Raw genomic sequence first — 15,400 nt, forward strand, 5'->3', positions numbered from 1 at the left:
TTGTTCATCATCGTAATATTTATAGTTCCCTTATTGGGCAGGAATTAGCACCTTGAAATGAAACAGGTTGCTATAGGTTCATTGAGCCTGCTCTCTTCCCTATTCTTTATAAATTAAATGCAGTAACCGCATGTAATTCTATACAAAGGTATTTTGAAATTCCTAAAATACAATAACTCTATAGGAAAAGTAGGGTTTATGTTTGAGGTTTATGAAAAGAATACCACCTGAATAAGTATAATATATTGAAAATTAAAGCTTAGTAAGAAAGAAATGATTGTCCATCATTATGGGCCATAAAGTAAATTATAAGAGCTAATCAGGATAAAAAGTCTAACCACATAAGATGCACACAACAACAGATTATTAATCTTAATACAACATAGATCCTATTTATTCTTGTTGAATCCAGTTATATTCATCATGATCCCAATAGATTATCCCTCCTCCGCAGGATTCAGAGGCATGAATATAAATACCATCTGCAGGCAGGGTTGTTTTTAATGAATCAGGAACATCTTCTAACATGATCTCTCCTGTTTCTTCATCAATATTGCTGCACGACTTTGTTCCTTTATTTACCTTTTGAAACACCCCAACCCAATTAAAATCATCAAATTTCTGAGATAGAACTTCCTGACCTGCACCTAGTAAATAATGTTCTTTCGATGCTCCATGCTTAATCAAAAGACCTACTTTATTAGTTTTCTTATCTTGCAATAAAATAGCCGTATCCCCAATATCATCCAAATTAAAATACCCGGTTATCATGTAGGGATTATGATTAGTTGAAATATCATACTGCTCGTCAAGTCCTAAACTACTGATATATGACGTTAAAATACTATCATTAAACATTGGAGACTGAACATTAGGAAGGTCTTCTTGAATCCGCTTTTCAACTTTGGGAGTACTATCCTGAATTGCAAGCATATCAGTAACAACTGTGATTTCAGTATTCTTTTGTGCACATGAAACCGCAATAATTGCCAAAACAAAAAAGTACAAGTCAGCTTTCATAACTTCAATAGGTTGATGCAATAGTCTAAGATAGAATCTAGACCAAATTAGGTTGAATTCAAGATATGAATATTCTTTCAATAATTCACTTTTAAACAAACATCTGACCATTCCAAATGGCTTACAAACATCATAGACAAGGATTTTTTTAATTCATTAATCATATTTTTATAGCTGTGAATACTAAGTAATTACTGTTCATTAATATGAAAATAAATGCAATTTTAATTTATAAACAGACAAATATTTTTTAACACATGGTTACATATTTTTTCCAATTCCGTATAAGGAAAATTATGACGGATCTTGAGTTAATTGATAAAATTCGTAATGGCGAAAAGAAACTCTTTGGAATTATTATTCAAAAATATAATCTAAGGCTTTTCCGAATTACAAGGTCAGTTACAAGGCATGACGCAGACGTAGATGATATTCTTAAAGAGACTTTTCTTAAAGCATTTTTAAGGCTTTCTCAATTTAAAGGAGATATTGAGTTTTCTGTCTGGCTTACAAGGATTTTGTTAAATATTATTTCTATCAGGCTTAATAAATCGAGTTGGTTTAGCAAGGATTTCTTCAATGCCTTTAAGAAACGAAGTATTCCTGATTTAGGAGTATCCAATATAGGCTTTAAAGAAATACTGGAAAAAGCTGTTGATGGTTTGCCCAGAACCCTGAGATCCGTTTATGTGATGGTTGAAGTTGAAAGTGCTAATATACAAGATGTTGCTTTATCACTGGAAATACCTGAAGAGGAAGTCAACGACAGATTAATCAGGGCTAAAGCATTTCTGAATGATAACCTATGCATTGACAGTCTGAACCTACCAGATTTATTTATCTTTCCGACTGATCGTAGTGAAGTTGTTTATTGTGAAGTAATGGAAATGCTTGATATGATCAGGTAAAATTTCTTCATAAAAATTTTACCAACCTATATATAACTTGAACCCAATATAAAACTATTGATAGTCAATCTTGATCATGGGTGAAATTCAATTATGGTCACAAAGTATCATTGATTAAATTTTCTATAATAAACACAAAGGGCTTACCCGCATTACCGGATAAGCACTTTAAATTATTTATTAAGATATCTTATTCTTTTTCAAGAACCAGGGTAATCTTATTAAAATCTGCTGCTGCATTGATTACTTTTCTGAATTGCTCAAATATCTCGATTGGATAGTTAAGCTTTTTGTAATACTCTTCCACGTCGATTGTAACAATTCGTCCTTCCTGTTTGTATGTAGAAGTAAAGCCCATAGAATTTTCATTTCCGTCTTTGAAAACAATGTTCTTATTAAGGTCTTTCAGGTTCGGAATTTTATATCCCTGTGGAATCTCGAATTTAATCTTTCTTACGTATTCATTCGGATAATCAAGAGAGATCTCTGTATTTCTTTTCTTTTCCTGATACAGTTCATTCTGTGGCCCAATGATTTCGCCAATCTTCAGAAGGTACTTACCTCCTGCCTTTTCAATCAGTTCATCACTTTTTAAAGTACCTGTAATAAGCATTGGCTGAATATACGGAGATATGTTTTTGTCTACATTTTTTACTGTAACATTGCTAACATGTCCGTCTTTAGCCTGGCTTTTTAGAATCTCATCAAACAGCTCTTTACGCTTGTCTTCAGGAATCAAATCATAATATGGCTGAATAAACATTGCTTTATAACCTTTAAAGCTTCTCTCTATTGAGATTGTTGAATTGTCATTTTCAAGATCAACAGCCAGATTGATAATGAGGTTATCATGATTCAACTTATAATCAACAGAAGGTATCATCTTGATTTCACTAAGTCCTGTTGTAAAATCACCAACCGTAAGAGGCTTGATAACCATAGCATAATTGCCCAGGAAATATGAAGGAATCATTGGATAACGGAATTCAAACTGCACAGGAGACATATACTTGTCAAGCTTATCAAAGTAGATCAGCTGTTCATCAAGGTAATCCCATGATTCAAACTTAGGATCAAATCGTTCGCTTGTCTTATCATTAGAAAGCGCCAATCTGTGGCTTACTTCGGCTCTTTCGAAGAGTTTAATAAACAACCTCGTCATTCCGAATTTGGAACCGAATTTATTTTTTAATATAAAATCAATCTGAGAACTTTCACTTCCTCCATTTTGATTTACAATAAAATTACTTTTGATGTGATTTTCTATAAGCTTTATCTTATCCTCTTCCGAAGCAGATTTATCAAGCTTAATTTTCTTTAAAAGTCCGTCTACCTGTTTGTCAATTTTAGAATCTGTAACATGAGTGTTGGCATATATACTTTTAGCTGCTTCCGCAAATGTTACGATTTTTGTTTTACCAGTGCTCGTGTTATTTGCGATCTTATATTCAAGACGCATTACATTCGCCCAATAGTCACTGTATTCTTCCTTAGGTAAAGCATTAGTTTTATTCACCTTCAGAGATATGTGTCTTTTCTTTTCAATAACAGTGTCTTTAACCTGTGCATTGCCATTGTAAACTTTAGTATCATAGGTTAAAAACTCCGGTACAATTAGTTCAAAAGAGTAATTGTAGCTTGGGTTTTGAAATTGAATATATCTTCTTCCAGAGTTAGCGGGATATTTTTTGAGCTTATAAATGTATTCTATTTCACTTCCCACTTCCACACCTTCCACAGCGAAAACTTTGAAGGCTCCTTTGTTCTCCAGGTTTTCGACTTCTTTCATGTGACTTTTATCCGTAAGAATAATTTTCCCGTCTTTACTAATTGACCTGACTTTGATGTCAACAATATCCATCACATTCGCCAATGATATTGAAAGTTTATTGTATTGTTCAATTCCAGACTCATTGTTAACAGCTACAATAAGGTGATGAACGGAATAAATGTAAGGCTCATTTTTCTCATTATAGGAGATCTCTTCAGAAGCATGGTTTTTAAAGATAACACAAGACTCTTTCTGATCATCAGCATTTACCTTAAACCTGGCCCTCTTTTCTTCCCAATCATAACTGTCAGTTTCGGGCTTTTGTGCAAATAGTGTTATTGCATTACAAAAAATAGCTAAAAAGATAACTTTTTTAAAAAGCTTATTCATATTGATGGTTTAGTTTTCTACAATGGAGATGTTTTCTTTATAGGCTTTATTCAATTCTTTAATCATCTTATTCCACGTAGGGAATTGAGTTGTTTTAAGAATAAGAAAGTCGATGTATATTTTTTTTGTATACACCAGTTTATCTTTCTTTAATTCATATTGAATATCAAAACCAAAATCCTTCTCATTAACTTTTTTGTTTTCAGGAATGTATTTTACTTTATACCCTTTCGGAATACTAAAAGTAGTAACTTCCGTCATTTCATATTTATAATCTTCTTCAAAATCCGTCTTTCTGTTTGAGGATTCGAAGTTGAGAGAGGAAAGGTCTTTATTGAGATTTAAATTAATAAACACTTCCTTACCCGATGTTAAAGAATAATCTTCCACGTGAAAATCGAACTTTAAAACAGTTGGCTTTTCTCTTTCGGATGCGTTCTTAACAATAGGGTTAGTTACTTTGCATTTGTTGTTTCCTTTAGATAAAAAGCTATTGAAATAGTCTACCTTATCTTCCTGATCGAGGTTGCCATACACATGGGCAAATGTAATTTTAGGATATCCTTCAATATATCTTTTACCTTTTCCTTTCAAGCTGTTTTTTTCAAAATCAACATGAACAGTATCTACAATTTTGTTCTTGCTTCTGTCGATTAAAGGTACTTTAAGCACCATACAGCTGTCTTTTCCCATTACTATCAATCCTTCTTTATCCTGAATCATTGAAGTAGGCTGTCCATGCAACTGGTATTTACCAGTGGCATCCAGAAAATAGTATTTTCCATCAAGTTTCACTGTAGCAATCATGTGATTGAAGTTACAGCTTGAAGGAACTTCCGAAACAGCGTATGGAATATCTCTTGAACCAATGAGTGTCAGATATGCAGGAATGCCGGCAAGTTTGTGCATATAGGAAGTTATGTTTGCCATATCTTTGCAGTCACCATACCTCTTTCTGTATACCTTTTCCGCATCTCTCGGTATAAAACCTCCATAACCATCTTCAAAAGCAATGTATCTGATGTTGTCCTGCACCCAATAAAAAATTCTTTTAGATTTCTCCAGGTCTGATTTGGCACCGACAAGTAAAGAATCGACAAGTCCCTTGATCTCTTTTTCCGAATCTTTATTAATGCCCTTTACAAGATTATAAGTCCACTGATAAAGGTCTTTATAGTTGGAAGAATAATTAATGGTACCGTTTTTAAGATTAAGAGATTTGATGTAAACAATAATCTGAGGTGCATAATACCTTATATTGGGAGCATTAGCATCATGTTCAAGCCTGGGAACGTTTTTCATTTTCCAGGTTGTAATTATTTTATTACCTTTTTTAATCTCGCTTTTTTCAAGAGCACTTTCATCTACTCCTATCACCTTATATCCGATCTCAATCTTGTTATTGTAAGTAATAGACAATTCAGAGCTTAAGGACAATGCCTCAGCGCTGAAAAAGAATGGACCGAAAAGTCTTGGCTCAAGGTAGGACTCTTTATAGAAAAGAGATGATTTTGCTCCCTTTTGAAGGGACGGGTAAATAAATTTTTTAACCCTTGAATCATTGAAAAAAATACCTCTCTCCTGTACATCCTCATCAATAAAGTCAGTTACTTTTATAGTCTTCAAGCCTCCATCGCCTTTAGGAATCATACACTTCGCTTCCACATCACTAACCTTAAGCATACCGGAATAGTATATTTCCTTTTCTGAAAGAATATTTGCATTGTCTTTCAGATAGATCATTTCAGAATAATTTTCTGTATTGATGGTCAGGGAATCAGCCTGAATATCCAGAAAGATTGATTTCTTTTTATTCAGGTAAATGGCCAATTCGTCAGGATACTGTTTGGATAATGAATTTGCATCCTGAGCAAATATTTTTGCAGGAATACAAATCAACGTCAGATAAACAAGGAAAGTCCTCCTTAACGATTTATTCATTTTACTTTTAATAAGTCCAACCATCCACATATTTTTTTTCTTTCACAAGTTTTCCGTTGATGTCATAGAATCTGGCAACTCCGTTAAGAACGCCCAATATATAATTTTCCGAAGACTTCATATTTCCGTTAGGATAATAAGTAGTCCTTAGTCCATTTAGCTCATCCGCAAAAAATTCTGCCTTTTCTTTCACTTTGCCGTCTGCATAATATTCTGTTCTAGGCCCTTCAGTTTCGCTGCTTTGATAAGTTTTTTCATACCATTTTTTTCCAGAAGAATAATATGCAATGCATTTACCTTCTCTCATACTCTTATTCAGTGTAAACTCAATGGCTTTGTTTCCATTGTTGTAATACCCAGTAATCTGAGCTGTTTCGTTTGCAACTGGTATCAGTGCCCCACTAGCACCGTTTTTCATATTGTTGTACGAAACCAGAACATCATTCTCAAAATTTCTTAACAAGATAATGTCTTTTCCATCAGGCGAGTAATAAACGTTTTGCCCATTAAGGTTATTATCTTTGTAAGTAAATTCATTGTTCTTCGTACCATCTTCATTATACCAAACCCACAAACTGTCTTTGGATCCGTCAACATATTTGCCAGTTGAACTTACGGTCTTCCCGTCTGAATAATAATACTTCCAGATACCAGATTTCTTGCCCAGGAAAAAACTACCTTTAAATTCAAGTTTTCCATCTTCAGTGAAACCTTCGGTCGGTCCATGTTTTAATCCGTCTATATAGTTGTATTTCTCTTTCAGTTTTCCATTAGGATAAAATTTTTGATAATCTCCCTGGAATAGCCCGCCCTTCATTTTTGCCTTTACGTAAGGTTTATTATTTAGATGTTTCTGTATAAAATCCCCTGTTCCATATTTTAACGCACAGGTAGTATAGGCTTTTCCAGTAGTATCGAACAATGTTTCTTCAGCGAATACGCCATCTTTCAGAACTGTAATAAGTCTCTTATGTCCACTTGTGGAATAATCTTCATAAATCCCATATTCTTCTCCATTCAAGTAATAATAAACATCACTTACTTTGCCATTAGGATAATAACGGTACCAGTATCCTTCTTTGCGGTCATTGACATAATATCCTTCAAAAGACGTTTTACCGTTTGTATAAAATCCCTGGTAAAACCCGTCAAGTGCTCCATCCTTATAATTAAATTCTGAATCTTTCTTCCCATTTAAATAAAAAGTTTTTCCAGGTCCATTCTTAACTCCTGCTTTGTAATTCTCCTCTGAAGTGGCAACACCTGTTAATTCATAATATTTCCATAGCCCATCTCTTTCTCCGTCTTTGTACGTTCCTTCAGACATTGTATTAACTCCATCCGGATATAATGACTTTAATTTTAGAACACCACCTTTTTCTTTATTTTCAGAAATAAGCTTTCCTGATTTATCAAAATATCTGACTCCTTTTAACTTGCCGTCTTTATAGTCAAGAATATAGTGAAGTTTACCATCCGTATCATTTACTTTGTGTTCACCGTTCTGATTTCCTTTTTCATTATAAGTGCATTCTTCCAGAAGGACACCTGTTTCAGAATATTTTTTCCATGAACCAATGATTTTACCACCTTTAAAATTTGAAACCTCACCTTGTTTTCCATTGTCATAATAATGATTCCATACTCCTTCTTCCTTATCATCTTTCAAAGCACCCTCTGAAGCAATCTTGCCATTGTTGTGGAAAGTTTTGAAAGTACCATTATATTTTCCATTTTTATATTCAGCTTCCTTCACCAAGGCACCCAGGTTATTGAAATCTTTACCTTTTCCTTCTTTAAGCCCATTAATGAAATTAACATCACTTTTGACACTTCCACTGTTGTAAAATGTTTTGGATAAACCATTTAGTTTATCATCTTTAAAATTATTAACAGTTTCAAGTACCTCAGCATTGTTATGGTATTTCAATTCCCCTGCTATACTTCCATTGGACATTGTACAGGTATACTTAATTGCCCCGTTGGGATAGTATAATTTGTAAGGTCCCTCAGACTTTCCTGCATTATAACTACTGACCTCTTTAAGGACTCCATTGTCATAGTAATATTTCCACTCACCTGTTTTATTGCCATTGCTATCAAAATTACCTTCAGCATTGATGACAGTATTGGGATAATAAAAAATCCACTGACCTGTTCTGATAGTATTTTGAGCATCTTTGTAATTACCCAGTGAATGAATAAATCTGGTATCATAATACCATGCACTCAGCGTCTGGTCTTTCCCCTCTATTTTAACAGTTTTCTTTACAATATCTTTTGCTAAATAATTGGATGCCCAGGAAAAAAACTCCTGTTTCTTTGCCTGATTTTTCTTCAGCCAGCTTTGAACTTCAGGAATATTTAATCCTGATAGCATTGTATAAACAAAGGGCTCCAGATAGTTTTTCTTATTAAGTTCAACAAAGAATGGAACATACTGTTGCATCCAAATGGAAGTGTCTGAGGCTTTATATTCCAGCTTTTCAAGGAAAAGCTGAGTTTGTGAAACGAATGGATAATTGAGTTTAACTTTGTGCTTGTATTTACTGTTCAATGCGACTTTAGATTCAATGATGGCTTCAAGGTCTCCAAAGCTATAATTGGATTTATCTTTATTTTCGGGAAGATTGGTTTCTCCTTTTACAAGTTTCTCAATTTTTGTAATGACATCAAAAGCATTTGATCCTCCTGGCTTGAGCACAAGATACATATAGCTGGCAAGCATATATGGTACAAGTTTACCTTGATCAGAAGCAATAGTTGATAATCTGTAATGAGTTAAAGGGTGATAAGGATTGTAATTCACGATAATATCTTTATACATCGTCATAGACTTAGGCAAGTTCTTTTTCTCATATGCCAAAGCGCAATTGTATCGGATAAGGAAATCCCATTGATATTTTTTTAAAGCATCTTCATCTACCTTTATGGCTTCATCGGTTTTGCCCATTTTATCAAGGGCTACGCCTTTATTTCTAAGGAAATGATTTTCACTTTTTGAGTTGTACGACAAACCTTCATCTGCAATCTTAATCCCTTGTACGAATTGGGAATCAGCGATGTACGACAGAGAAAGCTCGGCAAGGGCCCAAACGTAATTGGTGTCATTCTTATCCACCTCTTTAAGTCTATCGATTGCCTCTTTATACTTACCTTCATCATATAATGAAATTCCCTCGTTAATGATTTCATCAGAATTGATGATGAATTTTTTCTCTTGTGCTACAGAATTAAGGCTTTGCCAAAATATAAAGCAAAACAGGATTAAAAAATTTTTATTAAACATAGATGCCCCTTTATTATTGATATTTGATAAAAAATTAAATGCAAATCTAATTTATAATTTTAAGTTTGGACTGAAAATAAGGAAGAATCTAATATAAAAAAACAAATAGCCTTCTTATAATTTTAAAAACATAAAGTATTGAATATTAAAAAGTTACAAGAAAGATACTTTGTGTTTTTACACCCTTGTAGAATTTAAATAACTGTCCGTATTTCCCCTTACTATATCTCTCACAAATCTTGATTTGAGGAATTCTGAGAATAGTTATTTCTTGCTTTTTGGATTGATTCCAGCAACTCCTCTGCTTTTTCTTTTGGTAAATTCAGATTTATCTCCCTTTTATTAATTTGACCATCTTCTTTAATGTATCTGATGATCAGTTTATTTTCAGGAACATATGCGTCATTCACTATTTCCCAAAAGACCCAGATTGACCATTTGAAATGCTCCAACTTTACATCAACAATTTTATCATATGGAAAAACAATAACCTTATTATCAGGAATTACAACAAAATCCAATTCTAGTTGAATACAATTTTCTTTAACCTCAATTGTGTGGCTGTCAGGCTTAAATTTCATAAGTGAATATGAACTTTAGATTAATAATGAAAAGCAAATTAAATGGTCACTTTTCACAACCTTCACAATACATATTTTTCAGATACTGATCCTTTAAAAGCTGAAAAGTAATTCCACCATTAGTAGCTGAATTAAAGATCTTGCAAAACCTTTCTTTATTGATATTGATCGCATTTAGCATAATGGTGCGATATTCCTGTGAGGCTGTTTTTTTACTGTCAACAATTGTAAGATTTAGATAATAAAACAATACATCTTCATTAACATCAACTTTCTTTACATATTTTAAAAGAACCTTTTCCGCCCAGTCCAGCTTACTATAACTGGAAAAATATCTGGCAAGATTTAATGCATCATTTTCATTAGCGACAAGCGTAGAATATTGTGTTTGAATATATTTTACAGACTTGTCTTTTTCTGCATAGTTTTTCAGAGAGATCTGATATTCACTCCGAATAATATGGTAATTAATGAGCATTCTTTTAATAAGGGTTTGATCAATTCCCATTTTTTGCAAAGCCATTATCTCACTTCGCAATTCCTCAGGATCAATACCTCCCTGGCTATAAACCCAGGATCTTATTTTAAGTGCAGTTAAATTATATCTGATATTTTTGTTACCAGGCATTAGTAATTGAAGCTTTTCAAAAAGTCTGATACTAGTGTAAAGATCTGTCTCATTTTCCTGATAATTAAAAATTGCATATTCAAACAAAAGAGATCCGTATGTATAGGTCTCAGGTATTTTTATTGATTGCATGTAATCCTGAGGCAGGGACTTCGTCCTCATTTTGGAAAAAATAACTTCCTGAATTGCTTTTGCTTCCTCAATGTTCTTATCAACGATAGCTTTCTCAAATGAAGCTTTTAACTTTTCAGGATCATCGCCCATTTTAACTTTTTTCTCAAGATTTATCATCAGGATGGCTTTGCGATGGTCTTTCAATACAGGCTCCAATTGATCCGCCAGCTGCTTGTCTTCAAGCTTCTGCTTTATTTCTTCTTTACTTAGTGATTTCAAATACGAAAACCTGGAGTCTGAAATATCCTCGAGGAACTCAACCCAGTTTTCAGAAGCTTGTACATCTTTATTGATCTTTTCCGTCTGATAACCTTGTAAAATCCTGATTATACTTTCAGCCCTCTTTTCCTGCAGTTCTATATTTATTTTCTCAGGACCTTCTACAGATGAATAAGCTCTGATTTGTATATCCTTAATTTCGTAATCATTAAGTTTTAAAGAATCTGTAAGTGCTTTTATATCAGAAGGTGCATATTCGAATTTGTTCTTTTCAAAAGGTACTTCAAACTTCATGCTTTTGCTGAATACCTGGTATTTCTCGGAGGTCAATTCCTTTGCTCCTGCTGTCGCTCTGGAAGGAATGGTGTCCATGAAGAGGCCCATCTCAAGAAGTCCCCACCTATCCCAGGGTACACTGAAAAAAGTATTGATATGGCATACATATTTATTGCTGATCAGCAGCAGATTAAATTCTAATTCTTTACCTGCCAGTTCATCTGGAATGGTGCCAACTTTTACAAAAACAAACCCTTTCTCATCTATTAATGCAGTCTTCTTAAAGTTTTTCCAGTATATCGGTTCCATCAAATAACCATCGTAAGCCCAGTGCTTATTGGCTCTGTTGCCTTTAAGTTTGCATGAGTACAGATCTCTACTCACTATATCAACTGCAATACCATCATATGATTTATTAAAAAGCAATTCAAGCCACCTTGAATCTGTGAGGATAAAATAGATGTCATTGTCCTGCACTGTAAACCCGAACTCAACATCTGCCGGTTTCTGCATAAGCACCTGCATACAGGATGTACATGCTTTTCCTTGATCCTGTAGAGGGTTCTTCAAACCGTAAACGTCGTCTGGAACTTTCAGTGATTGTGCCTGACTTACAAGAGAATAAAGGAAAATAAAAAGTGTAGATAAATATTTCATGATATAATTTAATACTAACGAAATTGTAGCTAGAGAGATACAATAAAATTTCCGTTAATATTTAAAATATATAACTGACACTAAGGAGAAATATTTCTATAGCACTACAAAAACTTAATTAAAAGTATGCAAAATTACTCCTTTTAAAAATAGTAAAAATACGTATTTCCATAAATTCTAGTGCACAACTTCAAGAGAATCTTTCAAATGCTTTTTGTCTTTCTCCCAATAACCGTTTTTCCAAAGTCCTCTTAATACTGCGCTTGCAAATATGAATAGAATAAAAATAATGGCCAGAATGTATTTTTTCATGAGAATAAAATTAAAATACTATTGTTCTATAATAACATAAGTTTCCGTCAGGAAAAAACAGGATCAGATAAAAATAAAATAGCTAATCTGTAACTGGATTAGCTATTTGAAATGTGGCATAAGTCCGCCCCTACATATGCAACACAAAACTCTGAAAAGTATCCCAATCTAGGTTGCAAGATTATTTTTTGATTACTTCAATACTTCAAATTTCTTAACCGTCACACCATTTGCATCTTTGACCATCAGGATATAGATACCACTCTGCAAATAATCTATCGGAATATTTAATAAAGGCTCATTACCTAAGATGTTTCCTGTGTATTTTATCATTGAGTTCATATCAAAAATTAGAATCTCCTTGTCTAAATCGGACTCAGGAACATTAAGAGTCATTAGAGATCCAATAGCTGGATTAGGATAAATTGTTATTTGATCTGACATACTGGTAAACATTCCACTTCTAGTCACCGGAGAAGATTTTGCTATCATTTTAACTTTAAGTGAGTACGTTGCTGATTCCGTTAATCCTCTCCAATAGGCCAGATTGCACCAGGTAGATTCAAAGAATGCATAACCGATAGCAGTTGAAGTTTCAACTCTTACAAGGACAATTCCTTCTCCAGGGTTGCTAATATGTCCATCTGTCTGGAATGGATTTTTAGGTAATACAACTTTCCCGTTATAAGGACCGCTTACCAGAGTAAATTCTGGTATACTATCAAAATATTTAACATAATATGCAGATCCAGAAGGTGGTGCGGACTGGAATATCTTTATATCAGCATTGGATATAGGCCGACTTACAGAATCACTAATGATAAGAATATTTTTATTCGGCAGATCATTTAAGTAGACTCCAGCATTGCCTGGTAAATTGCAATTACCGGAAATAGCGCGATGACCGGCAATTAAATTAAATGCTGCAGCAGAGTATCTGTCTACGTAGGTATATTCTCCATTCATTAATCCTTTATGGGGACAAAGGTGTACAGCATCGAAAGATATTTTCGGAAGATATTGAGAACCGCCAATAAATATTCCATTTTCCTTAATATTTAAAACATCACCATTTTTATCGTGCACATCATATCCATAATTATCAAACACATATCTTGCATGTCCTAGCTCGTGCAGTAAGGGACCTTCAAAATAAAATGGATTCTTATATGTAACATTAACAGTATCTGCGTATAATCCTGTGGTTAATAATGATGATGGAAACCCCCACTGCAAGTCCACAGAAAAATCATTTAAGTTCGGGTTATTTGTAGCCAAACCCCCATTTAAAGGAAGTGCATTGTCCGGAACTACGACAATGCTATCTATACGAATTCTGTCAAGAACACCTTTGGGCGCTTCAGCAGATTTAATACTCTCAAACATTCTGTTCCACCTGGAAACATGAAGTATCTGTGCCCAGTCTTCAAAAGAATTAGACTTATTTCCTCCTTTCAATCCTCTCTGATATTTGTGAAAATAATTATAAAGAGATTCTTCGACGTATAGGTTAAGCGATATGGCATCGGTATGTATTAACAGATTATTATTGGTCTCAACAACCTCCTTTACTGCATTATCAAAGTCAATAATAAAAGTAAGCTCATTCCTGTCAAAAGACCAGAATGTATTATAATCAACATATGCCAGGCCATTAGGCGCAAAGTTCACAACTCCTGAATCAATCGGCATATCATTCCATAACCAATGATATTTAATGTTCTTTCTTGCTATTGGCGACCAGCTTTTAACATATGCCCTCCACTTAACATACGAGCCTGCTGCAGGCCAACCATCAACTTTAGGATTAGCACTATTCACAACATAATCAATCTGAGGTAATCTTTTGATGTAACAAACACTAAAATCGGGAGCATTTTTATCATTTGCAGGTGTACCAAACAGTTCCCAGCCCCTCAGATGAGGATAAAAATCAGAAGTTGTTCTCTTAAGGGTTAAGCGGATATGACTTGCAGTTCGAATTGTAAATCCGATAGAATCATAAACATTGGCAACTGCAGGATCCTTGTTCACAATTAGTGAATAAGTTCCGGATTTACTAACAAGATCCGATAATGAACTGGCGCTCTCCAAAGTCCACTCAGCCGGAGTAGCAGACAACACTTTACTCGCTTTAAATTGCTGGGGAGTTTTAAAAGTTAGCGTTATTTCCATCGGATTGTTAGAAGCATTACACCTTGCTAAAGTATTAAAATCCTGATCAAAGACATTGGCCAGGACGCCTCCATCAAATGGAGAATTTGTGGCAGTTATAGTTCCCGCAGCAAGTCCTGCTGCAATGTCTATCTTTGTAATGCCCTGACCACTTACAAAAGATGAGAAGCAAGTCAGGATAACCAAAAAGCTGAATTTGAAATTGTTTTTCATTGTTTAGATTTTAGATTAACATCATTGAATGTTTAATTAAAGACCTATTGTATAGCATTCCATCGTGGTAGTTTATTACCGAATAAAAATTAAAACATTAGCTGTTATGACTTTTTTTATCAACAGATAATCAAAAGATTACAAATATATAATTAAATAGATATGTGCTGGACTAATTATAAATTATTAGACTATAGAATATTAAATATTCAGTTTTGATCAATTTGACTTGTTAAAATATTAAAGGATAAATAGAGGGTTAAACAAAGGTGAAATAAGAACTTGTTCGATTTTGTAGAGAATGCAAAGCTGTATAAAAAAACTTTTGGGTTATTCAAAAATTGAATGCAGGTACCTTCATTGGGGATCCACAAGGGAAGTCATTTTATTTCAAACAATGATTTGAAGACTCGACAAATAAATATTATCTGGTTATAACGTCGCCAGCCCTAAAAGAAGCAAATGCAGAAAAGCTGGAGATATAATTTTCCTCAATGAAAATTTCTTTTTTTCGGTTGACTGAAAATTTCATTTTCTAACTAGGAATTTCTTTTTCTTATATAGGAATTTCAAATTGCAATCTTGTAATTTCAATTTACAAGATTGTAATTCTAATTTACAAGACTGTAATTTCAATTTACAAGACTGTAATTTCAATTTACATGACTGTAATTTCAATTTACAAGATTGTAATTCCAATTTACAAGACTGTAATTCTAATTTACAAGACTGTAATTTCAATTTACAAGATTGTAATTCCAATTTACAAGATTGTAATTACTTTTTTCTAGCTAGTAAATTCAATTTCTTAACTAGAACTTGAATTTACTAGCTAGAAATTTTGTT

General features: G+C 33.5%; 9 protein-coding genes and 1 riboswitch. Of the genes, 1 reads left to right on the forward strand and 8 read right to left on the reverse strand.

Translation table 11 applies throughout. From position 1 onward, the window contains the following. Positions 1-16: 16 nt before the first annotated feature. Positions 17-115: riboswitch (SAM riboswitch) on the reverse strand. A 278-nt stretch (positions 116-393) separates the two neighbouring features. Next, entirely contained in the window at positions 394-1,020 is a 627-nt protein-coding gene (locus K350_RS30600; protein WP_156026797.1) for a hypothetical protein, read from the reverse strand. A 257-nt stretch (positions 1,021-1,277) separates the two neighbouring features. Here K350_RS30600 and K350_RS0100565 point away from each other — a divergent pair, with 257 nt between their 5' ends. Then, positions 1,278-1,928, forward strand: coding sequence for a sigma-70 family RNA polymerase sigma factor (locus K350_RS0100565; RefSeq protein WP_081670835.1), 651 nt, complete (start codon positions 1,278-1,280; stop codon positions 1,926-1,928). A gap of 190 nt (positions 1,929-2,118) precedes the next feature. Here K350_RS0100565 and K350_RS0100570 read toward each other — a convergent pair whose 3' ends face one another. From K350_RS0100570 to K350_RS0100600, 7 genes are all read right to left on the reverse strand, one after another. Next, entirely contained in the window at positions 2,119-4,089 is a 1,971-nt protein-coding gene (locus K350_RS0100570; RefSeq protein WP_028978255.1) for a DUF3857 domain-containing protein, read from the reverse strand. A 9-nt stretch (positions 4,090-4,098) separates the two neighbouring features. Next, positions 4,099-6,030: a transglutaminase-like domain-containing protein gene (locus K350_RS0100575; protein ID WP_162144105.1), complete on the reverse strand. Its 1,932-nt coding sequence runs from the start codon at positions 6,028-6,030 to the stop codon at positions 4,099-4,101. 7 nt (positions 6,031-6,037) lie between these two features. After that, positions 6,038-9,319 (reverse strand): hypothetical protein, encoded by a 3,282-nt coding sequence (locus K350_RS0100580; protein WP_028978257.1) that lies wholly within the window; start codon positions 9,317-9,319, stop codon positions 6,038-6,040. 230 nt (positions 9,320-9,549) lie between these two features. Beyond that, positions 9,550-9,900 (reverse strand): hypothetical protein, encoded by a 351-nt coding sequence (locus K350_RS0100585; protein WP_028978258.1) that lies wholly within the window; start codon positions 9,898-9,900, stop codon positions 9,550-9,552. A 46-nt stretch (positions 9,901-9,946) separates the two neighbouring features. Continuing rightward, complete coding sequence (locus K350_RS26805; RefSeq protein WP_051312731.1) at positions 9,947-11,854, reverse strand: OmpA family protein; 1,908 nt, start codon at positions 11,852-11,854, stop codon at positions 9,947-9,949. Between the two features lie 177 nt (positions 11,855-12,031). Beyond that, positions 12,032-12,166 carry a hypothetical protein gene (locus K350_RS32960; protein WP_281169202.1) on the reverse strand — a complete coding sequence of 45 codons (135 nt, stop codon included), beginning with the start codon at positions 12,164-12,166 and terminating at the stop codon, positions 12,032-12,034. Between the two features lie 192 nt (positions 12,167-12,358). After that, on the reverse strand, positions 12,359-14,554 hold the full coding sequence (locus K350_RS0100600; protein WP_028978259.1) for a T9SS type A sorting domain-containing protein: 2,196 nt from the start codon (positions 14,552-14,554) through the stop codon (positions 12,359-12,361). Between the last annotated feature and the right edge of the window lie 846 nt (positions 14,555-15,400).

The organism is Sporocytophaga myxococcoides DSM 11118 (genome assembly GCF_000426725.1).
Classification (GTDB): domain Bacteria; phylum Bacteroidota; class Bacteroidia; order Cytophagales; family Cytophagaceae; genus Sporocytophaga; species Sporocytophaga myxococcoides.

Bases quoted from the DNA above. Each gene is read 5' to 3' on its own strand.
- K350_RS32960 (WP_281169202.1), bottom strand. From the start codon at position 12,166: ATGAAAAAATACATTCTGGCCATTATTTTTATTCTATTCATATTTGCA.
- K350_RS0100570 (WP_028978255.1), bottom strand. From the start codon at position 4,089: ATGAATAAGCTTTTTAAAAAAGTTATCTTTTTAGCTATTTTTTGTAAT.
- K350_RS26805 (WP_051312731.1), bottom strand. From the start codon at position 11,854: ATGAAATATTTATCTACACTTTTTATTTTCCTTTATTCTCTTGTAAGT.
- K350_RS0100585 (WP_028978258.1), bottom strand. From the start codon at position 9,900: ATGAAATTTAAGCCTGACAGCCACACAATTGAGGTTAAAGAAAATTGT.
- K350_RS0100600 (WP_028978259.1), bottom strand. From the start codon at position 14,554: ATGAAAAACAATTTCAAATTCAGCTTTTTGGTTATCCTGACTTGCTTC.
- K350_RS30600 (WP_156026797.1), bottom strand. From the start codon at position 1,020: ATGAAAGCTGACTTGTACTTTTTTGTTTTGGCAATTATTGCGGTTTCA.
- K350_RS0100565 (WP_081670835.1), top strand. From the start codon at position 1,278: ATGGTTACATATTTTTTCCAATTCCGTATAAGGAAAATTATGACGGAT.
- K350_RS0100580 (WP_028978257.1), bottom strand. From the start codon at position 9,319: ATGTTTAATAAAAATTTTTTAATCCTGTTTTGCTTTATATTTTGGCAA.
- K350_RS0100575 (WP_162144105.1), bottom strand. From the start codon at position 6,030: ATGAATAAATCGTTAAGGAGGACTTTCCTTGTTTATCTGACGTTGATT.